The sequence below is a fragment of the Allobosea sp. 47.2.35 genome (assembly GCF_024655635.1).
In the GTDB taxonomy this organism is placed as follows: domain Bacteria; phylum Pseudomonadota; class Alphaproteobacteria; order Rhizobiales; family Beijerinckiaceae; genus Allobosea.
This window is the reverse complement of sequence record NZ_JANLGI010000007.1, coordinates 26495-50534: the sequence shown is the minus strand read 5'-3', so window position 1 is coordinate 50534 and position 24040 is coordinate 26495. Positions and strand designations below refer to the sequence as shown.

The 24040-nt window shown below is 67.5% G+C and carries 20 protein-coding genes; 7 read left to right on the top strand and 13 right to left on the bottom strand.

From position 1 onward, the window contains the following. Positions 1-42 precede the first annotated feature (42 nt). The gene (locus tag NUV79_RS10825; protein ID WP_257733095.1) at positions 43-1263 is read right to left on the bottom strand and encodes an aspartate aminotransferase family protein; all 1221 of its coding nucleotides are present in this window, start codon (positions 1261-1263) and stop codon (positions 43-45) included. Between the two features lie 544 nt (positions 1264-1807). Here NUV79_RS10825 and NUV79_RS10820 point away from each other — a divergent pair. Then, complete coding sequence (locus tag NUV79_RS10820) at positions 1808-2356, top strand: GcrA family cell cycle regulator (protein WP_257733094.1); 549 nt, start codon at positions 1808-1810, stop codon at positions 2354-2356. A 177-nt stretch (positions 2357-2533) separates the two neighbouring features. On the opposite strand, the gene NUV79_RS10815 is transcribed toward NUV79_RS10820, so the two are convergent. From NUV79_RS10815 to NUV79_RS10795, 5 genes are all read right to left on the bottom strand, one after another. Further along, positions 2534-3577 (bottom strand): amino acid ABC transporter permease, encoded by a 1044-nt coding sequence (locus NUV79_RS10815; RefSeq protein WP_257733093.1) that lies wholly within the window; start codon positions 3575-3577, stop codon positions 2534-2536. Next, positions 3574-4737, bottom strand: coding sequence for an amino acid ABC transporter permease (locus NUV79_RS10810; protein ID WP_257733092.1), 1164 nt, complete (start codon positions 4735-4737; stop codon positions 3574-3576). The genes NUV79_RS10815 and NUV79_RS10810 overlap by 4 nt, the downstream gene beginning before the upstream one ends. 120 nt (positions 4738-4857) lie before the next feature. Continuing rightward, entirely contained in the window at positions 4858-5889 is a 1032-nt protein-coding gene (locus NUV79_RS10805; RefSeq protein ID WP_257733091.1) for an amino acid ABC transporter substrate-binding protein, read from the bottom strand. Positions 5890-6043: 154 nt separating this feature from the next. Continuing rightward, positions 6044-7087 (bottom strand): GMP reductase, encoded by a 1044-nt coding sequence (locus NUV79_RS10800; RefSeq protein ID WP_257733090.1) that lies wholly within the window; start codon positions 7085-7087, stop codon positions 6044-6046. 113 nt (positions 7088-7200) lie between these two features. After that, the gene (locus NUV79_RS10795; protein ID WP_257733089.1) at positions 7201-8277 is read right to left on the bottom strand and encodes a DMT family transporter; all 1077 of its coding nucleotides are present in this window, start codon (positions 8275-8277) and stop codon (positions 7201-7203) included. 301 nt (positions 8278-8578) lie between these two features. Between NUV79_RS10795 and NUV79_RS10790 the strand changes: the two genes are divergently transcribed. Then, positions 8579-9688 carry an AbrB family transcriptional regulator gene (locus NUV79_RS10790; RefSeq protein WP_257733088.1) on the top strand — a complete coding sequence of 370 codons (1110 nt, stop codon included), beginning with the start codon at positions 8579-8581 and terminating at the stop codon, positions 9686-9688. Between the two features lie 5 nt (positions 9689-9693). Here NUV79_RS10790 and NUV79_RS10785 read toward each other — a convergent pair whose 3' ends face one another. Then, positions 9694-10863, bottom strand: a complete 1170-nt coding sequence (locus NUV79_RS10785; protein WP_257733087.1) for a glycosyltransferase — start codon at positions 10861-10863, stop codon at positions 9694-9696. Positions 10864-11098: 235 nt separating this feature from the next. On the opposite strand from NUV79_RS10785, the gene NUV79_RS10780 reads away from it, so the two are divergent. After that, the gene (locus tag NUV79_RS10780; RefSeq protein ID WP_257733086.1) at positions 11099-12079 is read left to right on the top strand and encodes a glycosyltransferase family 2 protein; all 981 of its coding nucleotides are present in this window, start codon (positions 11099-11101) and stop codon (positions 12077-12079) included. A gap of 24 nt (positions 12080-12103) precedes the next feature. On the opposite strand, the gene NUV79_RS10775 is transcribed toward NUV79_RS10780, so the two are convergent. Together NUV79_RS10775 and NUV79_RS10770 are read right to left on the bottom strand one after the other, a co-directional pair. After that, entirely contained in the window at positions 12104-14566 is a 2463-nt protein-coding gene (locus NUV79_RS10775; RefSeq protein WP_257733085.1) for an exopolysaccharide transport family protein, read from the bottom strand. 24 nt (positions 14567-14590) lie between these two features. Then, positions 14591-15685 (bottom strand): endo-1,4-beta-xylanase, encoded by a 1095-nt coding sequence (locus NUV79_RS10770; RefSeq protein ID WP_257733084.1) that lies wholly within the window; start codon positions 15683-15685, stop codon positions 14591-14593. Between the two features lie 110 nt (positions 15686-15795). Between NUV79_RS10770 and NUV79_RS10765 the strand changes: the two genes are divergently transcribed. After that, positions 15796-17037 carry a lipopolysaccharide biosynthesis protein gene (locus tag NUV79_RS10765; RefSeq protein ID WP_257733083.1) on the top strand — a complete coding sequence of 414 codons (1242 nt, stop codon included), beginning with the start codon at positions 15796-15798 and terminating at the stop codon, positions 17035-17037. Here the strand turns inward: NUV79_RS10765 and NUV79_RS10760 are convergent. Beyond that, positions 17029-17931 (bottom strand): DUF6492 family protein, encoded by a 903-nt coding sequence (locus NUV79_RS10760; protein ID WP_257733082.1) that lies wholly within the window; start codon positions 17929-17931, stop codon positions 17029-17031. The genes NUV79_RS10765 and NUV79_RS10760 overlap by 9 nt on opposite strands. A 10-nt stretch (positions 17932-17941) precedes the next feature. Next, complete coding sequence (locus NUV79_RS10755; protein ID WP_257733081.1) at positions 17942-18793, bottom strand: WecB/TagA/CpsF family glycosyltransferase; 852 nt, start codon at positions 18791-18793, stop codon at positions 17942-17944. A 363-nt stretch (positions 18794-19156) separates the two neighbouring features. Here NUV79_RS10755 and NUV79_RS10750 point away from each other — a divergent pair, with 363 nt between their 5' ends. The 3 genes from NUV79_RS10750 to hemA all read left to right on the top strand — a co-directional run bounded on the left by NUV79_RS10750 (position 19157) and on the right by hemA (position 22545). After that, complete coding sequence (locus NUV79_RS10750) at positions 19157-19903, top strand: SDR family NAD(P)-dependent oxidoreductase (RefSeq protein ID WP_257733080.1); 747 nt, start codon at positions 19157-19159, stop codon at positions 19901-19903. Positions 19904-19993: 90 nt separating this feature from the next. Next, on the top strand, positions 19994-21253 hold the full coding sequence (locus tag NUV79_RS10745) for an allantoate amidohydrolase (RefSeq protein ID WP_257733079.1): 1260 nt from the start codon (positions 19994-19996) through the stop codon (positions 21251-21253). A gap of 80 nt (positions 21254-21333) precedes the next feature. Beyond that, a complete protein-coding gene (gene hemA / locus NUV79_RS10740) occupies positions 21334-22545 on the top strand; it encodes a 5-aminolevulinate synthase (protein ID WP_257733078.1) in 1212 nt (403 codons plus the stop codon). A gap of 50 nt (positions 22546-22595) precedes the next feature. Here hemA and truB read toward each other — a convergent pair whose 3' ends face one another. Together truB and rbfA are read right to left on the bottom strand one after the other, a co-directional pair. Continuing rightward, on the bottom strand, positions 22596-23543 hold the full coding sequence (gene truB, locus NUV79_RS10735) for a tRNA pseudouridine(55) synthase TruB (protein ID WP_257733271.1): 948 nt from the start codon (positions 23541-23543) through the stop codon (positions 22596-22598). Further along, the gene (gene rbfA, locus NUV79_RS10730) at positions 23533-23991 is read right to left on the bottom strand and encodes a 30S ribosome-binding factor RbfA (protein ID WP_257733077.1); all 459 of its coding nucleotides are present in this window, start codon (positions 23989-23991) and stop codon (positions 23533-23535) included. Before rbfA ends, truB begins: the two co-directional genes overlap by 11 nt. Positions 23992-24040 lie beyond the last annotated feature (49 nt).

Genomic DNA, 24040 nt, shown 5'->3' with positions numbered 1-24040 from the left:
GCGCTTCCTTACGCTTCGCTGGTGTGGGGCTTGCGGATGAACTTATTCGGCAGCCGGCCGCTTCAGCGCGGCTTCGATCGCGCCAGCCGTCTTGTCGAGACGCGACACCGCCTCGGCCACATCGGCCTCAGTGATGATCAGCGGCGGCAGCAGGCGCACGACATTGTCGCCGGCACCGACGACGAGCAGGCCGTGGGCACGGGCCTCGTTGACGAAGTCGGTGTTGAGCGTGTGGAGCTTCAGGCCAAGCATCAGGCCCTCGCCGCGGATTTCGGCGATGACGTCAGGATGCTTGTCCTTGAGCTCGGCCAGCGACTGCTTCAGGCGAAGAGCGATCTGGCCGACATTCTCGATGAAGCCGGGCGCCAGCACGACGTCGAGCACGGCATTGCCAACCGCCATGGCAAGCGGGTTGCCGCCGAAGGTGGTGCCATGGGTGCCCAGCGTCATGCCGGAAGCCGCCTCTTCGGTCGCGAGGCAGGCGCCCATCGGGAAGCCGCCGCCGATGCCCTTGGCGATCGACATGATGTCGGGCGCAACGCCGTACATCTCATGGGCGAAGAACTTGCCGGTGCGGCCGACGCCGGTCTGAATCTCGTCGAAGATCAGCATCAGGCCCTGCTCGTCGCAGAGCTCCCGCAGCAACTTGAGGAACCGGGCAGGCACGGAACGCAGGCCGCCCTCGCCCTGGATCGGCTCGATCATCAGCGCGGCGGTTTCCGGCGTGATCGCGGCGCGCAGCGCCTTCTCATCGTCGAAGGGCACCTGGTCGAAGCCGTCGACCTTAGGGCCGAAGCCGTCGATATATTTCTGCTGGCCGCCGGCAGCGATGGTCGCCAGCGTCCGGCCGTGGAAGGCACCCTCGAAGGTGATGATGCGATAGCGCTCGGGATGGCCCTTCGCGGCATGATACTTCCGCGCCATCTTGATGGCGCACTCGTTCGCCTCGGCACCCGAATTGGTGAAGAAGACGCGTTCGGCAAAGGTCGCCTCGCAAAGCCGCCGCGCCAGCCGCTCGCCATCCGGCGCACCATAGAGGTTCGAGGTGTGCCAGATCTTGCCGGCCTGCTCGGTCAGCGTCTTGACGAGATGCGGATGGGCATGGCCGAGCGCGTTGACCGCGATGCCGGCGCCGAAATCGAGATAGCGCGTGCCGTCGGCCGTGATCGCCCAGGGGCCTTCGCCGCGCTCGAAGGCGACGGGGGCACGGGCATAGGTCGGAACGAGCACGGACTGGCTGGCGGAAACAGGGGCGGGAGCCATGAGACGAAGATCCTCGCGAAGGGGACGGGGTGAGATCGGATTGGCGCTGGACTGATAACGACGATCCGGGGATGAACGCTGCATGATGCAGCCATGATACGACCCGGCGGCGACGTTATCGTCGCACCCAGCTCCTGACCTCTCGTCGCGCCGTCATCCGCATCATCGGAACCTTGATCCGCCAAACATAAGCGCCGCCCGATCGGGGGCGGCGTCACCTTGTGGATAAATATGCTTAAGGCGGCCGCGGCTGTCAATTGAATGCCGCAGGGACAGTGTTGCCGAAAGGATTCGCTTGACCGCTCAAACGCGAATCGTCTGGGGAAAAGCCGAATTGCGATTCGCCGACTCTTGTTCGCGAGTCACCGCAGCTTGTATGGTCGGCTTCGTCAGATACGACATTTCGTGCGGCGCCTCCTGTACCGTCTGTTGCGGCAGCAACGGCCTTGTCCCTGCGACAAAGCCGCCGGTCCCGGATTCCGTCACGAAGCGCCCTTAAAGGCAGGACCCGCAAGGGGCCGGCCGGACAAGACAGGTGATGCGGATGAACGAAGCCGGAGCATGGACGGACGAGCGCGTCGAACAGCTCAAGAAGCTCTGGAGCGACGGACTGAGCGCCAGCCAGATCGCCGCCGAGCTGGGGAACGTCACGCGCAACGCGGTGATCGGCAAGGTTCACCGCCTCGGCCTCTCGGGGCGGGCCAAGAGCGCGGCGCAGCCCGCCGCGCCGCGTAACAGCGCCCCGCGCAAGGCACCGGCCCGCTCGCCGAGCCACCCGATGGCCGGTGCAGCCTCCACCCCGACGCGCGGCGCCCATGCACTGGCACCCGAGTTCGCCCCCGAGGCGGAGATCGAGGTGGAAGCCGCGCCGCTGCCGTCGGAAGACGTGGTGATCCCGTTCTCGGAGCGTGTCACCATCATGGACCTGCGCGAGTATATGTGCCGCTGGCCGATGGGCGACCCGACGACCCCCGAGTTCCGCTTCTGCGGCGCCCGCTCGCAGACCGGCCTGCCTTATTGCAGCCACCACGCCCGCATCGCCTACCAGCCCGCCGCCGATCGCCGGCGCGACCGGAGCAAGGCCCGGGCCTGAGAAGTTTCGGAACATCGATAGCAAAAACCGGCCTTTCGGCCGGTTTTTTGTTGGACGGTCGAAAGTTACGTCATGCTCGGGCTTGACCGAGCATCTCATGACCAGGAGACGCCAGAGCCTCCTCCGGAAAGAGATTCCCGGGTCTGCGCTTCGCTCCGCCCGAGAATGACGGTGGTGTCACAACCGCCTTTTCTTCTCCAGCGAGCGGCTCCAGCGCGAGAGCGCGAAGCAGATCAGCCAGTAGATCGCGCCCGAGAAGGCATAGGCCTCCATGTTCATGCCGACCCAGTTGGGATCGGCCAGCGAAGCCTGCGCGATGCCGAGCAGGTCGAGGATCGAGACGACCAGCACCAGCGTCGTGTTCTTGATCAGCGCGATGAACTCGTTCGTCATCGCCGGCAACGAGATGCGCAGCGCCTGCGGCAGGACGATCAGGCCCGTCGCCTTCCAGTAGTTCAGACCGAGCGCGGTCGCGGCCTCGCGCTGGCCCTTGGGCAGGGCCTGCAGGCCACCGCGGACCGCTTCCGCCATATAGGCGGCGATGACGAAGCCGAGCCCGATGACGGCGCGCGCCAGACGGTCGATGCCGATGCCGCCGGGCAGGATCAGCGGCAGCAGGAGCGAGGCGAGGAAGATCACGGCGATGATCGGCACGCCGCGCCAGAACTCGATGAAGATCACGCTGATCAGGCGGATGATCCTGAGTTCCGATTGCCGGCCGAGCGCGAAGATAATGCCAAGCGGGATCGCGATCAGGCTCGAATAGATCGAGATGAACAGGGTCAGCGTCAACCCACCCCATTCGCGCGTCTCGACATGGCGCAGGCCGAAGCCGCCGGAGAGCAGCCAGATTCCGAGCGGCGGCAGGACGACCAGCAGCGCCAGCGCGAGCTTCAATTTGAAGCGCTGCGGAGCAAAGACGACCGCCAGCACGCTCGCCAGGACCAGAATCCCGGCGATGTCGACGCGCCAGCGCTGGTCTACGGGATAGAGCCCGTACATGAACTGGCCGAAGCGGGCGCGGATGAAGACCCAGCAGGCGCCGCCAGCGGCGCAATCGGCCCGCGTCGAGCCGACCCAGGTCGCATCGATCACGGCCCAGCGGATCAGCGGAACGGCAATCCAGGCCATGAGGACGACCAACACCACCGAGGTGAAGCCGGTGAAGGGCGTGGCGAAGAGGCGCTCGCGCCAGATCGAGAGGGCGGAGGTGCGGGTCATCGCGTCACCAGGGCGATGCGGGCGTTGTACCAGTTCATCAGTGCCGAAACGGCAAGACCGATGACGAGGTAGACCGCGAGCGTCATGGCAATGATCTCGATCGCCTGGCCGGTATTGTTGAGCGCGGAGCCCATGAACAGGCTGACCACGTCTGGATAGGCGATAGCCGCGCCGAAGGACGAGTTCTTGAGCACGTTAAGATACTGGTTGGTCAATGGCGGGGTCATCACCCTCAGCGCCTGCGGAATGACGACGAGGCTGAGGATGCGGCCGGGACGCAGGCCCAGTGCCGATGCCGCCTCGCTCTGCCCCTTCGCCACGGATTCAATGCCGCCGCGCACGATCTCGGCGATGAAGCCGGCGGTATAGGTGACGAGTGCGGCGAGCAGCGCGACGAATTCAGGGATCACGACGAAGCCGCCGCGATAGTTGAAGCCGCGCAGCACGGGGATGTCCCAGCGCGTGGCGAGGCTGGCCCAGGCGATGGCGAGCGCCGGGACGACCACGATCAGGCCGATGCCGATGGCGAGCAGCGGCGCATCCTGCCCGGTGCGGTCCTTGCGGCGGCGCGCCCAGGCGCTGGCCAGCCAGTAGCCGAGCCAGGACACGAGGATCGCTAGCGCCGCCCAGCGGAAATTGCCGGGCGCATCCGGCAGCGGAATGGTGAGGCCGCGATTATTGAGGAAGGCGACGCCGAACAGGCCGATGCTCTGGCGCGGCTGCGGCAGGGCGGCGATGACGCCGAAATACCAGAACAGCACGAAGAACAGCAGCGGGATGTTGCGAACGAACTCGATATAGGCGCCGGCGATGGTCGAGAGCAGCCAGTGCGAGGACAGGCGCGCGATGCCGAGCGCGAAGCCGAGGACGGTCGCCAGCACGATCGCGATCACGGTCACCAGCATGGTGTTGGCGACGCCGACCCAGAACAGGGCGAAGATGTCGTCGGACTGGGTGTAGCCGGTCAGGACGAAGGGCACCTCGATGCCCGATGTCCGCCAGAGGAAGTCGAAGCCCGAGGCGATGCCGGCCTTGACCATGTTCTCCGAGGCATTGCGCACGAAGAAAACGGTCAAGCCGACGAGCAGCAGGATCAGGGCGATCTGGTAGAACCAGTCGCGGACACGCTTGTCGTTGATGACGGATAGGAAGCTGCTCACGACCACCTCGATCGAGGTTCGCGGACGTCATTCCCGGGCCTGACCCGGGAATCTCGTGACGCTTTGGCTGGATTCCGAGATGGCGGGCCAAGCCCGGCCATGACGAGCCTTAACCCGCTCTCACTGGAAGGGCGGGGTGAAGAGCAGGCCGCCCTTGGTCCAGAGCTGGTTCTGGCCGCGCTCCATCTTCAGGCCCGAGCCCATGCCGACGGTGCGCTCGAAGCTCTCGCCGTAATTCCCGACCTGCTTGATGGCGTTGTACATCCAGTCGTTCGAGAGCCCCATCATCGCGCCGAAGCCACCCTCGGCGCCGAGCAAGCGGCGGACTTCCGAGTTCTTGGAGTTCGCCTTCATGTCGTCGACGTTCTTGGAGGTGACGCCGAGCGCCTCGGCCGCGATCATGCCGTTCAGCACCCAGCGCACGATGAGCTGCCAGCGCTCGTCGCCCCAGCGCGTCACCGGGCCCTGCGGATCGTTCGAGATCGGCTGGGTCAGGATGACGTGATCCTCGGGGGTCTTGAGCTTGGCGCGCTGGCCGGCGAGCGCGCCGACGCCGGCGGTATAGGCGTCGCAGCGGCCCGCGTCATAGGCGGCGATGGCGTCGTCGTTCTTCTGGAAATTGGTGATGGTGGTCTTGAGGTTGCGCTCGCGGAACCAGTCGGCGGCGTTCTTCTCCTCGGTCGAGCCGGCGGCGACGCAGACCGAGGCGCCGTCGAGATCGGCCGCCGTCTTGGCATTGGCCGACTTGCGGACGATGAAGGTCTGGCCCTCGTAGAAATTGATGCCCTGGAAATTGAGGCCGAGCGTCGCGTTGCGCGAGAAGGTGATGGTCGAGTTGCGCGAGAGCACATCGACCTGGCCCGATTGCAGGATCGGCCAGCGCTGCTGCACCGAGGTCGGGGTGTACTTCACCTTGTTGGCATCGCCGAGCACCGCGGCGGCGAGCGCCTTGCAGTAATCGACGTCGAGCCCGCTCCACTCGCCCTTGTCATTGGCGAAGGAGAAGCCTGGCAGACCGAGATGCACGCCGCATTCGAGATTGCCGCGCGCCTTGATCGCGTCCAGCGTCGGGCTCGGCGACAGCTGCTGCGCCTGCGCCAGCGAAGTCCCTGCGGCCAGCAAAACCGCCGCTCCCAAAATCCTGAAAGTCATATCCGTCTCCCCGAAGCCGTCGGGCGGCTTTCTGTGTTGCAAGCGCGACTATGCAACAGGCGCGGGGAAAGCGATAGCGTATCGAAAGGCGTGGGGAGGACCAGACCGATCCTCCCTGTCGGATGCTGTCAGGGGCCGGCGGGCCGGTCCCGCCTCAGTTGCCGAAGATGGTGTTGAGCTGGCTGCCGACCATGATGAAGGTGGTGCGCTTCGGCACCTCCTTGAGGCGGACGGCGCCGATATAGGTCATGGCCGAGCGCACGCCGCCCATCAGTTCCTGCATCGTGCCCTCGACCGGCCCGCGATAGGGCACCTCGACGGTCTTGCCCTCGGAGGCCCGGTATTTGGCGACCCCGCCGGAATACTTGTTCATCGCCGTATCCGAGGACATGCCGTAGAAGGTCATCGCCACCGGCACCTTCTCGCCATTGCGCTCCTCGTAGCGGATCTCGCCCTCGCATTCGTCATGGCCGGCGAGCATGCCGCCCATCATCACGAAATCGGCGCCGCCGCCATAGGCCTTGGCGACGTCACCCGGCACGGTGAGCCCGCCATCGCCGCAGACGAAGCCCTTGAGGCCATGGGCGGCATCGGCGCATTCGATGATGGCGGAGAGCTGGGGATAGCCGACGCCGGTCATCTTGCGGGTGGTGCAGACGGAGCCCGGCCCGATGCCGACCTTGACGATATCGGCGCCAGCCAGGATCAGAGCCTCGGTCATGTCGCCGGTCACGACATTGCCGGCCATGATCGCCGCATCCGGGAAGGCGGCACGCGTTGCCTTGACGGTGTCGACGAATTTCTCGGTATAGCCGTTGGCGACGTCGAGGCAGATCTTGGTGATCGGCGACTGGGCGTGGACGGCTTTCAGCTTGTCATGGTCGGAATCGGTCGTGCCCAGCGAATAGAAGGCATTGGCCGAGCCGGGCTCGCGGAAGAAGGCGATCAGTTCATCAGCGCTGTAATGCTTGTGCAGGGCGACCATGGCGCCGTGCTTCAGGAGCGCGCGGGCCATCGCCATCGTGCCGACCACGTCCATGTTGGCGGCGATCAACGGGAAACCCTTCCACTCCTTGCCGGTATGGGCGAAGCGGAAGCTGCGCTCGACATCGACCTCGGCGCGGCTGCCCAGCGTCGAGCGCTTCGGGCGAATCAGCACGTCGCGGAAATCGAGCTTCGGGTCGTTTTCGATGCGCATGAGCAGGCCTCTGGCTGTCGATGTCGCCGGGCAAAGGCCCGGCGGCACGCATGCGGAGAGGCGTGCGCCGATTCATAGCGCCCGCGACGGGGCCGGCGCAATCCCGGGCGCGGTCAGGCGGTGGCAGGCGGCGGGACCGTGGTGCGGGCGTTCTTGCGGATCGTGTAGAGCGTCGCGCCGATGACGATGGCCGCTCCCGCCCAGGTGGTCAGCGCCGGGATCTCGGCGAAGAAGACGAAGCCGGTGAAGCTCGCCAGCAGCAGGCGGCTGAAATCGAGCGGCGCCAGCGCCGCCGCCTCGCCGACCTGATAGGCGCGGGTGATCAGCCATTGCCCGGCCGTGCCGAACAGGCTGAGCGTGATCAGCCAGAACCACTGGTTGGGCGTCGGCGTCTGCCACCAGAGCAGGGTCGGCACGGCCAGAAGCACGATCAGCACCATGCCCTGATAGAGCAGGATCGTGTCGGTGCGCTCGCTCGCCGCGAGCTTGCGGACGCTGACCGTGATGGCGGCGCCGCAGACCGCGCCGGCGACGGCGAGCAGGGCGTAGATATCCAGCCCCTCGGAGCTCGGCCGCAGCATGATCAGCACGCCGACGAAGCCGATCACGGTCGCCGCCCAGCGCCGGCCGTCGACCACCTCCTTGAGGACGAGCACCGCCGCGATGGTGACGAAGAGCACCTGGCTGAAGCCGATCGCGGTCGCTTGCGCGAGCGGGATTTTGACGACGGCCGTGAAGCCGCAGAGCATGGAGAGCAGCGTGACCACGCTGCGGAAGATCTGGAGGCCGAGCCGGTCGGTATGCAGCGCCTGCCGCAGGCTGCCGGCGGCGAAGAGCAGCAGGATCGCGGTCATGATCACCTGCCGGATCAGCAGGATCTGCACCAGCGGGATGCCCTGGCCGACATGCTTGATGCCGGCGACCATCACCGCATAGACGAGCATGGAGGCAAACATGAAGACCGAGCCGCGCAGGTTCGGGCTCGCACCGCGCCACCAATAGCGCAAGCGCGCCCGGCGGCTCGCAAACCAGCTTTCGCTTGAGCCGCCCCGCGGGGCTGTCTCGACGATCGGGACGGAGTGGGGCGATCCGAACTCGGAAGGAACGGAAGCGGCCGGCTCCTGCCATGCAGGGGCCTCGCCCTCGAAACCCGGCCGCTCCTGGCGGCCGGACTGCCGATCCTCGCTCATCGCCCTCAACCAGTGGTCGCGGCCGATGACCGGCCCGGCATTTCATTCCCTGGCGCAAATCATTGAGGAAACGTGGCAATTCGGCCAATGACAAAGTCACATGGCCGCATTGTCCCGGCCGCGCGACGCGCAGGGGCGGCATACCCGGCGCGGGCTGTGCAAGGACGCGAACAGATTCTAGGACGAGTCCGAGAGGGACCTGCCGCTTGACGCTTCAAGACCGCCCATATCCCTGCCGCTGCGCTGTGGAGGCTAACCCGACCGGCGCATGCCGCCGAACCGGGCGCGGCGAGCCCATTCGATGAAGGTGCTGCTCGACGATTTCATCGGTGGCCTGAAGGCGCTGGCTCCCAGCCGCTTCCCCTACCGGCGCTTCGCTCTGGCCTTGGCGCTCGGCGGGCTCGGCGGCTGGCTTTTCGTGCAGGCTAGGCTGCCCTTGCCCTGGATGCTGGGCTCGATGGTGTTCTGCACCTTCGCCGCCGTGATCAGCCTGCCCGTGGCCGCACCAGCCGTGATCCGCCCGCCGATGACGGCCGTGATCGGCGTGATGCTCGGCGCCTCCTTCAAGCCGGAGGTCGTCGCGCAACTGCCGAACTGGCTGCCAACGCTGGCCGGGCTCGTGCTCTTCATGGTCGCCTGCGGGCTGTGCTGCGTCAGCTATTTCCGGCGCGTCGCCGGGTTCGATCCCGTCACCGCCTTCTTCTCGGGCATGCCGGGCGGGCTGATCGAGATGGTCACGGTCGGCGAGGAGAAGGGCGGCGACGCCCGCATCATCGCCCTGATCCATTCGGCCCGCATCCTCCTCGTGGTAATGACGCTGCCTTTCATCGTGCAGTGGATCGGCGGCGTCAGCTTGAGCGGCGGACGCGTCGCTGGCCCATCCATCTCGCAGACGCCTGTCAGCTCCGAGCTCTGGCTGATCGGCTGCGGCATCGTGGGCGTGATCGTCGGGCACTGGCTGCGGATGCCGGCGAAATACCTGCTCGGGCCGATGCTGGTCAGCGCGATCGTGCATGTCACGGGCCTGAGCGCCGCGATGCCGCCCTCGGAGATCGTCAATGCGGCGCAGCTCGTGCTCGGCGTGACGATCGGCTGCCGCTTCGTCGGCACGGCACCGCGCATCATCCTGCGCGTGCTCCTGCTCTCCGTCGGCTCGACCGTGATCCTGCTGGCGCTGACGCTGGGCTTCGCCTGGCTGGTCGCGCTGGTCTCCGTACACGGCCACGTGCCGCTGATCCTGGCCTATTCGCCGGGTGGCCTGGCCGAGATGAGCCTGATCGCGCTGGCGCTCCATACCGAAGTCGCCTTCGTGGCGGCCCACCACATCATCCGCGTCTTCCTCGTGATGGTCTCGGCCGGGCCGATCTTCGGCCTGATCGGCCGCCGTAACCGCAAGGCGGCAGTGGAATAGCCGCCTTACACCAGCGCGGCGGCAAGCCCGCGCGCGAGCCCTTCCGCAAGCGCGATGCGCTGTTCCGCCATGAAGGCGGCGCCGTCGATCCGCTCCCAGTCGCCGGCGCGGATCGATGCGACCCGCTCCATCACGGCCCGGGCGAAGTCGACCGCCGTGTCGGCCAGGGTGAAATTCGCGGGCACGGCCGTGAACCCCCGACAGGACAGCGTGGTCGCGACAGCCGGCAGGCCGAGCTGCATCGCCTCGATCGTCTTGAGCTGCACCCCGGTGCCAGCCCGGCTCGATAGCGCCACGAGGCGGCATGAGCGCAGGAAATGCTCGGCCGACGGCACGCGACCGACAAGCGTCACGCTGAGCGGCGGGCGCAACTCCGGCGGCACGCGACCGGCAACCGCGATGCGGATATCATCGGGCAATAGCGGGCAGATTTCGCGCAGGAACCATTCGAGGCCGATCAGATTGGGCCCCCAGGTCCAGGTGCCGATCAGGCCGACATCGAAGGCCGGCGCCGCGTCGCCGTCGTCGGGCATGGCGGCTGCGCCTTCGCCGGACACGAGCGGCAGGGCACAGGACTTCTCCCGATAGACCGGCCCGAGCACATGGCGATCCTCCTCGGCGAGCGTCCAGATGAAGCGGGCTTCGTCCCAGAGCCCGCGCTCAAGCCGCTCCAGCAATCGCGCCTCGCGCCGGTAGAGCCAGCGCAGGACAGGGTTTCCGGCATGGTCGGCGTTCTGATCGGCCGAGACATGCTCGATATTGTGCTCGACCAGGATGCAGGGCGCGATCCGCGTGAGCTCCGGGAAGGCACCGGGCAACAACACCGAATTCAGGATCAGCGCATCGAAGGGCCCATGTGCCGTCACGGCCTCGACGAGGCGTCCTTCCCCGATCAGCCGGAGCTTGGCGCAGGCGACCGGCATTCCCAATCGCATGGCCGCAGCGAGCCAGCGCAGTTTCGCTCCGGCAGGCACGACCGCGTTCTCGATATCGGCCTCGGCAACGACGACCGCCTGATCCGGATCGGCCGGAACCTCGCCGGGGCGCAGGAAACCGATCGCCGTGACGTCATGTCCGGCATCGCGCAGCGCCTTCAGGATCGCCGCATTGGCGATCTCGAAGCCGGTATCCGGCCGGGCGACCGGGATCAGCGAGGTCAGGAAAGCAAGACGCAAGGAGGACAGCTCGTCGGCAGGTGATATTCCACTCCTCTCATTGGCCGGGCAGGTCAAGCGGCGTCCTTGACTATGATCAACGGGGGCTGGCCGGACCGGCCCTTGTTTCGACTGCGGCAAACACGGAACCTTAAGCTGCCGCGGCCTAGTTTTCCGGGTGATGACGATGGCCAGCCAGACCAGAGACGATGCGCAAAGGGGCGAACGAGGCCATTCTGCCCTCCCGGTTTTCGCCGTGCCCGAAAGCTTCGAGATCACGGCCGGATCGGCGCCGGAGGCGCTGGCGGGCGTCACGAGCGTCGTCTGCGTTCCGACCTTCAAGCGACCGGACATGTTGGAAGCGACGCTGCGCTCGCTCGCCGCCCAGCAGGGCGGGCATGATTTCGCGGTGATCGTGGTCGAGAACGAGGGGATCGAGCGGGCTGGCGCGGCGCGCGCCAGCGCCCTGCACGCAGCAGGGCTGTTCAAGGGTTTCGTCATCGTCGAGCCGCGACAGGGCAACTGCAAGGCGTATAACGCGGCCTGGCGCTGCGCGCTGACGCGCTTCCCGGCGCTGGAGCAAGTGCTCGGCATCGACGACGATGAGGAGGCTGAGCCCGGCTGGCTCGACGCCTTCGTCACGGCAGCCCGAACGGCGCCCGCTGAATTGTTCGGCGGCTCGGTCACGGCCGTCTTCGCCGACGCTTCGCGCGCCTGGCTTTCGGCGCACCCGGTGTTCCGCTCGCATTACGGAACGAGCGGCCCGGTGCCGATGCTCTATTCGAGCGCGAATTACCTGATCCGGCGCAGCGTGCTCGACAAGCTGGGCTTCCCCTTCCTCGACGAAAGCTTCGACTTCACCGGCGGTGGCGATACGGATTTCTTCACCCGCGCCAAGGCCGCCGGCTTCCGCTTCTGGTGGGTGCAGGAGGCCGCGCAGCGCGAGACCATGCCGGAACGGCGCAGCGAGTTCGACTGGATCCATGCGCGCGGCCTGCGCAACGGCGCGATCTCGGCGGCGATCGAACGGCGGCAGAATCCGGGACCGGGCGGTAGGCTTCGCGTGCTCACGAAATCGCTCGCCCTGCTTGCCGCGTCGGTCCCACGCGGGCTCGCCTTGGGGCTTCGCACGCGCTCGGGGCTGATCGGGTTCTACCATGCCCAGGTCGCGATCGGCCGATTGATGTCGGAATTCGGCGTCGCCAACGAGCAGTATCGCAAGCCCGAAAAGAACTGACGGGATCGCGCCGGGCCGCAGCGCTCAGGCGGCGTTGACCACGACGCCGCGCAGCTTGCCCGCATGCGTTCCAAGCTGCGCCTTCAGGCGCTCGGCCCCGGCCTCGGCGGATTTGCCGTCGCGCGCGACCAGCACGATGTCGTCCACCACCTCGGCGAAGCGCCCGATCAGGCTGTCTGCTGCTAGATGGCCGCCATCCACGATGATCGGCCCGAAGCGATGTGTCGCCGCGAAGGCGCCCGTCCGCAGCGAGCCAGCCCCGGCCGGCGGGATCGCCCCCGCATAGGGCATGAAGGTCAGTCCGGTCCCCTCGTCCTTCATGATCGCGCGGCCCAGCGCCGCCTGGCCGGACATGACATCGCCAAGGCCGATCGATGCATCCGCGGCAAAGACCGTCGTCAGGCCATGAGCGCCCTCGGCGGCATCGACGAGCAGCGCCGGCAGGCCGGACTGGGCCGCGTCGAGCGCCAGATTGAGGGCAAGAGTGGTCGCGCCCGCCTGCGGCTCCAGGCCGACGACCAGGATGCGGCGGCGCGGCTCGCCGCCAGCGGCCCGGGCCAGCTCGCGACGGGTCGCGGCAACGGCCGCTGCGAAGCCTGACTGCGGCTTGTCGATGACATCGACGAGATGGGCCTGACCCTGAAAGACCGAGCGCGCCTCGGCCACGTCGCGCCGCCAGCGGCGGTTGCGCACCTGCGGGATGGTGCCCAGCATGGGCAGGGGTGCCGGTTCGGACACAGGTTCGGAAGTGGCCTCGGGAACGGGCGCGGGTTCCGACGGGCTTGCGGCGCGCTTCGCGGAGCCGCCTGGGATCGCCATGAGGCGCCGCCAGTTCGCCGGCCTTGCGCTTGCCTGAGCGGGCTGCTGCGTCGGAAGCGGCTCTGCGGGCGCAGCCGCTGGCGTCACCGGCCTGGGCGGAGGCGGCGTAACCGCGACAGCCGGCGCAGGCGCCGGGGCTTGGGCCGGACGCGCGCTTTCGACCGGTTCGGTCGCGACCGGGCGCGGCGCACGGCGCCAGAACGGCTTGCGCTTCGGAGGTGGTGGGGGCTCCGGCGGACGCGGCACGGCGAACACGGCAAGGCCCAGCGCCAGCAGGACGCCCGCCCCGCCGCCGCCGAAAGCGCCGAGCAGCGCCAGCGTCCGGCGGCTCATGCCGCTCTTCTCCAGCGGCGGCATGGCCGGGCTGATGATACGGGCATTGGTGGTGTCGATGCCGCCGAGCTCGCCCGTCTCGCGGGCGCGCCTCAGGAAGGCGTCATAGATGGCTCGGGAGGATTCGACCTCGCGCTCGAGCTCACGCAACTGCACGGAGGCCCGGCCGGCGGCGTATTGACCGGCCGTGAGCTGATCGACGCGACGGGCCAGCTGGCGTTCGGCCTCGACCGCACGGTCATACTCGACCTTGGCGGCGCGCCCGATGCGGGCGAGTTCATCGCTGATCTGGCGCCTCGCATCGCGCACCTGTGATTGCGCCGAGGTCAGCGCCGGATGACGCGCGCCGAGCGAGGAGACGAGATCGGCCTCGCGCGCCAGCGCCGCGCCGAGCTGGGCGCGCAAGGCGGTCATCGTGTTGGAGGCGACCGCTTCGGGAATGGCCCCGGCCTCGATGCTGGACGCGCGCGTGCCGGCGATCTGGTCGTATTTCGCCTTGGTCTCGGTCGTGCGGGTGCGGGCCGCGACGAGCTGCGCGCTGTTGAGCGACAACTGCTGCTCGCCGAGCGAGCGGTCGCCGACCCCGACGATATTGTTGGCTTCCTTGTATTTCTCGGCCTTTTCCTCGGCGATGCGCAAGCGGTTGCGCAATTCCTCGAGGCGACTGGTCAGTGCGGCCGTCGCCTTCTGCGCGGCTTCGGCGCGCACCGCGGCCTGGTCCTCCAGATAGGCCTCGGCCAGCGCATTGGCGATCTTGGCGGCCTTGTCCGGGTCCTGCGCCGTCGCGGAGATGTCGATGACGAAGGTGCGCTCGCCGCGGCGCACCGAGACCGTGCGGTCAAGCGCCGCCAACGCGTAGAGCGTCGCCTTCGGCGAGGGGCCGGTGTCGGCCCCCAGCAAGCGGGACAGGAAGCTGCTCGATGGACCGCCGAAATCCGGATCGCGATCGAGGCCGAGGCGCTCGACGACCCGCGACTTGATGCTTTCGGAAGCGATCACGCGCGCCTGGCTTTCGAGATAGCCGGTGATCGAGGTCGGATCGCTGCCGACGTTGTTGGGGGAGACGTCGTTCTGGAGCACGCGCAGGTCGCGCGGATCGATGAAGAGCTGCGCCGTCGAAACGTATTTCGGCGTCATCAGCAGGCCGCCGAGGATCGCTAGCGCCAGACCGAGCACGGCCATGAGCACGATCAGCCAGCGCCGCGCCCAGAGCGTCCCGAGAATCCAGAGGGGGTCGGCGAGCCGCGCGAGCTGGGCAGGCAAGGCCGAGGCCGGCCGCTCAGCGCGGTCCGGCCTGTCCTGTGCTTCGCTCGTGGCGGACCCGGTGGTGAACATGACGCTACGCTTCACTGTCCCACATCACGCGATCCCGCGCCGGTAGCGTTCGAGCACGGCCATCATCGGCTTGGGCCTGTAATCGGCATCAAGCGGCAGAGGCCGGGCACGGGCGCTGTCCTTGCGCGGGAAGGTTTCGTGAACCCAGGAATAGCGGTCGGTCAGCCCCCAGGCGACGATCGCCTTCGGACGCTTGGCCGATACGACCGCTTCGAGGAAGGTCGAGACCAGGGCGGCGGCGGTCTTGTCGCGCTGCGCCGCATCGGCCGGCAGCTTCCAGTCGATGACGTCGAGCTCGGTGATCTCGACATCGAGACCGAGCGCGTCGAGATCACGCATGAAGCGCTGCACGCCCTCCACGTCGATGCCCTTGTCGGCATAGAGATGGGCCTGCATGCCGACGCCATGGATCGGGATGCCCTTGTCCTTGAGGCGGCGGCAGATATCGAGCGCGACCTTGCGGCGGGCCGCGGCGCCGGGAACCGGCTCCTCGAAATGGAAATCGTTGAGCACGAGCCGTGCCTTGGGATCGACCCGCGCCGCCGTGCGGAAGGCGATGTCGACATGCTCCGGCCCGAGCAGGCGCTGCCAGATGGTATCGCGCCAGGGCCCACCCTCGAGAGGATCATATTTGATGACCTCGTTGACCACGTCCCAAGTCGCGATCCGACCCTTATAGCGGCCGACGACGGTCTCGATGTGGCGGACAAGCTCGCGTTCGGCCTGGGCGCGTGTCGTCATTTCTCGCGCCCAGTCAGGCAGCGCCTCGCCCCAGAGCAGCGTGTGGCCCCGAAGGGTCTTCTTGTTCACCTCGGCGAAAGCGACGAGTTCGTCGGCGCCGGAAAAGTCGAAGCGGGACTGGTCGTGCCGCAGCGCCTCCCATTTCAGGTCGTTCATGGGGACGATGACGTCGCAATAGCGCTTCAGCGCGTCGCGATAGCGCACATCATCCCGGAAGGCGCCGATCTCCGCCGCGGAGCCGAACGGGATCGGCCGCACCGCGGCTGCACCGGTCCCCGTCATGGCGCCGGCCATCAGGCAGGCGGACGCGCCACGCAGCACGCCGCGGCGCGTCGGCGCTGCCTCATTCCGGTCCGTTTCAGCTTTCCGTTTGGTCAATCGGGACGCTTCCGTGTCGTTTAGGGTCGTTCAACGCCTCTGGTCTAAGAGGTGATCGTCACGTTGCAACGCAAAGGCACGCGCCGGGCCAGCCGCCGCGGAAACGGGTCATGCTGCCGGATCGCGCCACCATCTTCGCCTACCTCACCATCCTGAGCGGCTCCGCTGGCCGGCTCGTGATCTCCCTTGTCTACTTCCTCATCGTTGCGAATACGTTGACCCTCGGCGAATTCGGTCTGTTCGCCACGGCGTCCTCGACCGGGCTCATCCTGTCGCGGCTGCTGGCCTTCGGCTTCATCTCGCCGCTCTACCGGGTCGCCACTGTCAAGCCGCGCCTGCTCGGCGCCTATCTCTCCGGTTTCGCGGGCCTTTCCGCCCTGTCGCTGCCGCTGATCGTCGCGGCGGCCGGCGCGGCCTATCTGCTGCTCTTCGCGGAGCGCCTCGCGCTCCTACCCTTCGCGGTGATCATCGTCGCGGAGGTGCTGGGCTGGCGGCTCGTCGAGGTCGTCGCCATCGTCAATAACGGCCTGAGGCGCTTCCGGCAGGCGGCGCTGCTCGTCATCATCGGCTCCGGCCTGCGGACTATGGCGGCCCTGCTCTTCGCCGGTTTCGGCCATGCCAGCCTGGAAATCTGGGCCTTCGCCTATTGCGGGGCGACAATGGCGAGCGCGCTGATCGCGCTTCTTGCCTTCCTGCCGAGGGCGCGCTGGCGCTTCGTGCGCAGCCTCTATCCGCGCCGGATGGCGGATGCGGTCTTCGCCGGCGCCGCCGATATCGTGTTCTACGTCCAGTCCGAGCTCGACAAGCTGCTGGTGCTCGGGCTTGCCGGGGAGCGCACCGCCGGCCTCTACGCCATCGCGCTCCGGGTGATCGACCTCACCGCCATGCCGGTGCGCAGCTTCAACCAGATGCTCGTCCAGAAGATCATGAAGGATCGCGGCGTCGGCGGCTTCAGGCGGCTCGCGGCCTACGAGGCCGGGATCGCGCTGGTCTCGGTCGGCGGGCTCGTCGCCGTGATCGTCGCGCTGATGCCCTTCCCGAACCTGCTCGGCCGCAATGTCTCGGAAGCCGCCTATCTGTTCGCGCCGATGCTGCTGGTCCCCGCCTTCCGCAATCTGGTCGAGTACCATGCCGAGCTGCTTTATGCGCGCGAGCGCACGGGCTCGCGCATCGCACTCCTGTGCCTGCTCACAGCAATCAAGGCCGGGCTGATCTCGGTGGTGATGACGCGTTTCCCGGAGGCCGGCAGCTGGGCCGCCTGGATGAACCTCGTCTTCGGCGCTGTCTATCTCGCCTCGGCCGGCTTCACTTACACGCTGCTGGCGCGGGCGCAGCGCGGGCCGTCACGCTGAGGCCTGCTGCTCGAACAGGGCGCGGATGCGGTCGAGCGGCTGGCCGATGAAGGACTGGACGCCGACGGCGACCTGCCAGGGCTCCAGCACCTCCTCGAAAGAGGCGAGCCCCTCCATGCCGGCGACATCCTCGCTGAACCAGTAGACCTTGCAGAGCTCGCGCGCATCCGGCCAGTGGCCGGCGGCCTCGAGCCCGAGCACGCGTTCGACGAAATAGCCGTAGATCAGGTATTCCGAAAAATGGCGCTCGCGCGCGATGGCCGAGACCCAGTCGCGGCCGCTGACGCTTTCGACATGGTCGAGCAGGGCCAGCACGTGGTCGCGCCGCCAGCTCACGAGATTGTTGATGTAATCGGGGCTCGGGAAGGTCGGCGCGTCGAGCCCGAGCAGGGCCGAGGCATGCGTGCACCACGGCACATGTCGCGCCATGTCGGCCGTGATGGCGTCCGGCTTGCGATAGAGCCTGACGGCCCCGTCATCCGACAGGCTGGTCACGTCGAAGGGGCGCAGGAACAGCATGTCGGAATCGGCGAAGAGGATGACGTCCTCGGCGCAGACCGTGGCCACGGCGAATTTCCTGAGCTGCTGGGCATGCCAGCCGCGCAGCGGCGGGATACCCCGCGCCAAAGCCCGCAATCCCGTCCAGAGGCGCCGCTTGCCCAGGCTCAGCGGATCGGGGCGCGGCTTCAGCCAGCCCGGCAGCAATTGCGATTCCGGCAGGATGCGCCGGCGCGGCCCTTCGAGATCCCGGAACAACGGGACGTCGCGGTCCTCGACGAGGAGATAATGAACGGCGTGACCGCTGACGAAGCGATCGATGCTGGCGCAGAGCAGCCGGCAACGCTCGATATCGCCCCTGTAGCTCGGCGTCGCCAAGGCATAGGTCGTGCTCAATATCGGTGTCTCACCCGCTCCGCCGGCCGCCCATGGCATATTGCCGGGCGATGCGCATCAGGAAAGCGGGATTTCCGAGCACGTAGCGCCGCCAGAGACGGCGCGGCTCGAGCCAGAGACGGAATATCCATTCGAGTCGTGCCTTGCGCACGAACTCGGGAGCACGCTGCACCTCGTCGGCGAAGAAGTCGAACAGTGCGCCGACGCCGGCCGCGACCGAGCAATGCTGCGGCCCGAGCTTGTCGGCGATGAAGTGCTCCTGCAGCGGATTGCCCATCGCCACCAGCAACAGGTCGGGGCGGTCCGTCTTGAGGCCGTCGAGAAGGCGCGGCTCCTCTTCGGCCGTGAAATAGCCGTGCGAGACCACGCTGAAACGATGGTCAGGATAGCGCTGCGTCAGGTTTGCCGCCGCGCGATCCGCGACGCCCGGGCGACCACCGAGCAAGGCGACGCGCATCGGCCGCCGGGCTCCGGCAAAGAGCGCGGGGAAGAAATCCGTGCCGTTGAGGTTAGCCGGGAAGGCCTTGCCGTAGAGTATCCAGCTGCCGACATCGACGCCGATGCCGTCGGCGAGCACGAGAAAGGTCGCGAGGCTGCGCAGCAAGGCGGCGTTGCCAGCGGCGACGTTCACCAGGTTGGCGTTGCAGAAAGCCATCTTCATGTGGCTTCCGGTCGACACCGCGTCGGTCACCTCCGCGATCGCCGCGTCGCGCTCCATCACGGCGATGCCGATGCCGCCGATATCGCGCTTGGCATAGCCCGGCCGCTTCCGGCTTCCGGCTTCGCTGGCGATCGTGATGGAGGCGGTTGCGGGCACGGCGATCTCGATGAGGGGCACAAGGCCCATTCCGAATGCCGCCATTCCTTGGTCGATCCGGGCCCGGGGTCAAGGCAAAGCCGGCTGAAAGGTGAATGGCTTATTCCCGCGTTCCGCGAAGCCGCGTTAATGGCAATCCTCTTGCAGCAACAAGGCCTTGTACCGAACCGGAACGAAAGCGCCGGCGATCGCGCCACCCCTCCCGAGCGCCGCCCCACCCCGGTACAGCCAGCCTCCCGAACTGCCCCGATCCGACACAGGAACGCGACCATCCCTCGCCGATTTTTTTGTCATCATCCTTAACGAAACGCATGGCGGCCCTGCGCATTTCACCGAAACGGCCATGCCCTCTTGGCCGGTGCCGATCCGCCCGGCTAGGGTGGCCGCATAAAATTCGGGAGGGCCGGCATGAACCAAATCGATTTAAAGAAGCGCGTCGCCATCGTGACCGGCGGGGCGCAAGGCATCGGCCGCGCCGTCGCCGAGCGTTTCGCACAGAGCGGCGCGACCGTCGCGATCTGGGATGTCGACGCCGCGCTCGCAGCCAAGGCCGCCAGCGAGATCGGCCATGGCGCGATCGGCGTTGGCGTCGACGTGACCGATGCGGAGGCCGTCCAGAAGGCGAGCGACGCGCTGGAAGCCCAGCATGGCAGTATCGACATCCTCGTCACCAGCGCCGGCATCGCCGGGCCCAATCACAAGACCTGGGAATATCCGCTGGAAGATTGGGCCCGCGTCATGAAGCTCAATGTCGACGGCACGCTGCATTGCTGCCGCTCGGTGATCCCCGGCATGGTCAAGCGCAATTACGGGCGCATCGTCCTGGTCGCCTCGATCGCAGGCAAGGAGGGCAACCCCAACGCCTCCGCCTATTCCGCCTCGAAGGCAGCGGTGATCGCGCTGACCAAGTCGCTCGGCAAGGAGCTCGCCGACAAGGACATCGCCGTGAACTGCATCACGCCCGCGGCAGCGCGCACCCGCATCTTCGACCAGATGAGCGAGGAGCATATCGGTTACATGCTGGCCAAGATCCCGCGCGGCCGCTTCCTGCTGCCCGACGAGGTCGCTTCGATGGTCGCCTTCCTCGCCTCGGCCGAGAACAGCTTCACCACGGCCGGCGTGTTCGACCTTTCGGGCGGCCGCGCGACCTACTGAGGCGAACCGGGGCGGATCATGCCGCCGGGGAGAAGCTGCTTGGCGAAATTGCCCGTCGCAGTTTTCAGAACCCTGATCTAGCTTGATGGCATGACGCAAACGCTTCCCTCCGCCGCCGTCCTCGGCGCCCGCGCCTTCGCCGCGCTGGCCGGCCTCAATCGCTTCAGCGACGAGCCCGGCAAGCTGACGCGGCTCTATCTGTCGCCCGCACACAGGCAGGCGGCGGAATGGGTCAAGGGCGCGATGGAGGTGGCGGGGCTGACCGCCTTCATCGATGCCGCCGGCTCCGTGCAGGGCCGGCGCGAGGGCACCGTGCCGGGCGCGCCGGCGGTGCTGATCGGCTCGCATATCGATACGGTCAAGGATGGCGGGCGCTTCGACGGCAACCTCGGCGTCGTCGCCGGCATCCTCGCGGCGCAGGCCCTGCGGGATGCCGGGATCAGCCTGCCCTTCCCCCTGGAAGTAATCGGCTTCGGCGACGAGGAGAATGTCCGCTTCCCGACGCATCTCTCGACCTCCGAGGCGCTCGCCGGCGCCTATGACCCCGCCTGGCTGGAGGCGCGCGACAGCGAGGGCGTGAAGCTCTGCGAGGCCCTCCTCGCCTTCGGCGGCAATCCGGCGGGTATCGCGGCGCTCGCCCGCAAGCCCGGCTCGATCCAGGCCTATCTCGAGATGCATATCGAGCAGGGCCCAGTTCTGGAGGCGGAGAACGAGCCGGTCGGCATCGTCACCACCATCAACGCGCAGAGTCGCGCACGGGTGCGCGTCACCGGCGAGGCCGGCCATGCCGGCACCGTACCCATGGCCTTGCGCAAGGACGCCCTGGCAGCTGCCGCCGAGATGGCGCTGGCGCTGGAACAGATCGCGAGCGCTCATGAGCTTGCCGTCGGGACGGTCGGGGTGCTCCGGCCGGAGCCCGGCGCGACCAATGTCGTCCCCGGCGCGGCCGAGTTCACCATCGACTATCGCGCTCCGCAGAATGAGACGCTCGCCTCGATGGAGGCGCAGATCCAAAGCCGCTTCGGCGAAATCGCGGCGCGGCGCGGCGTCGGGCTCGAGATCGTCCCCTATGCCAGGGCCGCGGCGGTGCCGATGGAGCCCAGGCTGCAGGATGCCTTCGCCGCCGGTATCGCCCGCACCGGCAGCAATCTCGCCGGCCGGCGCCTGCCCTCCGGCGCCGGGCATGATGCCATGGCGATCGCGCAGGTCGCGCCCGTCGCCATGCTCTTCGTGCGCAACGAGAAGGGCATCAGCCACTCGCCGCTGGAGAACATGAGCGAGGCCGATGCGGGCATCGCCATCCGCGTCCTCATCGAAACGATTCTGGAACTGGCCGGGCACTCACAGTAGAACGATTCCAGCCGCGACACCGCGCGCCATTCCACCAGAGGCCCGAAAGGCCTAGGAGAGGCGCGCCGCAGGAGGCTGGAATGGATTTCGAGAGTTTCTTCCGCGAAGAGCTAGACGGATTGCGCCGCGAAGGCCGTTATCGCGTCTTCGCCGACCTGGAACGCCAGGCCGGCCGCTTTCCGCTTGCGACCTATCATGGCGAGAGCGGCCCGCGCGACGTCACCGTCTGGTGCTCGAACGACTATCTCGGCATGGGCCAGCACCCGAAGGTGCTCGCCGCGATGCATCAGGCGCTCGACGGCAGCGGCGCCGGCGCCGGCGGCACCCGCAATATCGGCGGCACCAACCATTACCATGTCCTGCTGGAGCGCGAGCTTGCCGACCTGCATGGCAAGGAAGCCGCGCTGATCTTCAATTCCGGCTATGTCTCGAACTGGGCCTCGCTCTCGACGCTGGCCGCGCGCATTCCCGGCTGCATCGTGCTGACGGACGGGCTGAACCATGCCTCGATGATCGAGGGCATTCGCCATTCGCGCGCCGAGAAGCACATCTTCGCCCATAACGACCCGGCCGACCTGCGCCGGAAGCTCGCAACGCTCGATCCCGCCCGGCCGAAGCTCGTCGCCTTCGAGTCGGTCTATTCGATGGATGGCGACATCGCCCCGGTCCGGGAATTCTGTGACATCGCCGACGAATTCGGCGCGATGACCTATATCGACGAGGTCCATGCCGTCGGCCTCTATGGAGCGCGCGGCGGCGGCATCTCGGAGCGCGAGGGGCTGACCGATCGGCTGACCCTGATCCAGGGCACGCTGGCGAAGTCCTATGGCGTGATCGGCGGCTATATCACCGGCTCGGCGGCGCTCTGCGACTTCATCCGCAGCTTCGCCTCCGGCTTCATCTTCTCCAGTTCGCTGCCGCCCGCCGTGGCGGCGGGCGCGATCGCGGCGATCCGGCATCTCAAGGACAGCTCCGTCGAGCGCGAGCGCCAGCAGGACCGCGTCGCGGCCTTGCGGGCGAAGCTCGACGCCGCCGGCATCCCGCATCTCGCCAATCCCAGCCATATCGTGCCGGTGATGGTCGGCGAGGCGAAGGCTTGCAAGGCGATCAGCGACGAATTGCTCGCCCGCTTCGACATCTATGTCCAGCCGATCAACTACCCGACCGTGCCGCGCGGCACGGAGCGGCTGCGGATCACGCCCTCACCCTTCCATTCCGACGCCGATATCGACGCGCTGGTGGCGGCGCTCAGTGCGATCTGGGTGCGTGACGGATTGAAGCGGGCGGCCTGAGGGGCGTCCAAGGCGTCATTCTCAGGCAAGCCCGAACATGACGCCATGCTTCAGAGATTGAAGACGCGGTGGGGAACGAATTCGCCGTTCTGGACCGAACCCGTCGAGACCAGCGTGCCGGCACAAGTGGCGTAGGCGGCCTCCAGCTCGATCGGAGCGCCGGCGCCGCGCAGCAGGGCGCTCTGGCCGCGCTTGAGGCGGGCGGCGGCGTCGCGGTGGAGCACGATCTCCGGGATCAGCGTCAGCGCCGCCTTGACCGGCTGGAGCGCAGTCAGTGCGCTTTCCGGGCTCTCGCGCAGGGTCTCGACGCTCGCGGCATCGGCGACAGTGAACGGCCCGACGCGGGTGCGGCGCAGATGCGCGACATGGCCGAGGCAGCCGAGCTCCAGGCCTAGATCGCGGGCGATAGCGCGGACATAGGTGCCCTTGCCGCACTCGGCCTCGAAGGTCGTGGTGGCGCCGTCATGGCTGACGATGCGGAGCGCGTCGATCTCGACGGGCCGCGCCTCCAGCTCGACCTCCTCGCCATCGCGGGCAAGGTCATAAGCGCGCTCGCCGGCGATCTTGATCGCGGAGAATTTTGGCGGCGTCTGCAGGATCGTGCCGGTGAAGCGCGGCAGCAGGGCCAGGATCGCCGCCTCGTCGGGGTGTTTGTCCGAGGTCGCGATGACGCTGCCCTCGGTATCGTCGGTATTGGTCTGCGTGCCCCAGGCGACGGTGAACTGATAGGCCTTGCGGCCGTCCATGACGAAGGGGACGGTCTTGGTCGCCTCGCCCAGCGCGATCGGCAGCAGGCCCGAGGCCAGCGGGTCGAGCGTGCCGGCATGGCCGGCCTTCTTGGCGCCGAAGGCGCGCTTCACGACGCTGACCGCATGGGTCGAGGTCATGCCGATCGGCTTGTCGAGGATGACCCAGCCATGGACATCGCGCTTCTTCGGGCGCGGCGCCGGCGCGGCGTCCTGGTTCGGAGCGGCTTCGGATGGATTTTCAGCGGTCATCGTCACGGCGGTCGTCTTCAGGGGCTTCGTCTTCGTGGTCCTGGTCGATCTTCAGGCGCTGGACCTGCGTGTCGCGGCGCACGGCCTCGGTGTCGAGCAGCGCGTCGATGCGCTCGGCCTCGGCGAAGCTCTCATCGGCGCGGAAGCGCAGGTCCGGTGCGTATTTCAGGTTCACGCGATGCGCGATCTCGCCGCGCAGATAGCGCTTGTTGGCGTCGAGCGCCTTGAGCACCGGGGCAATGTCCAGCCCGCCGAGCGGCATGATGTAGCAGGTCGCGAGCTTGAGATCCGGCGAGAGGCGCACCTCCGGCACGGTCACGACATGCTTCGCCAGCACGTCGTCATGGATGTCGCCCCGTGCGAGCATCTCGGCCAGCGCATGGCGGATCAATTCGCCGACGCGCAATTGCCGCTGGGACGGGCCGGAAGGTTTTGCAGGTTTAGCCATGGTTCTCGTTTCTCCGGGATCGGACCGGACCAAACGTCCCGGCGGGCCA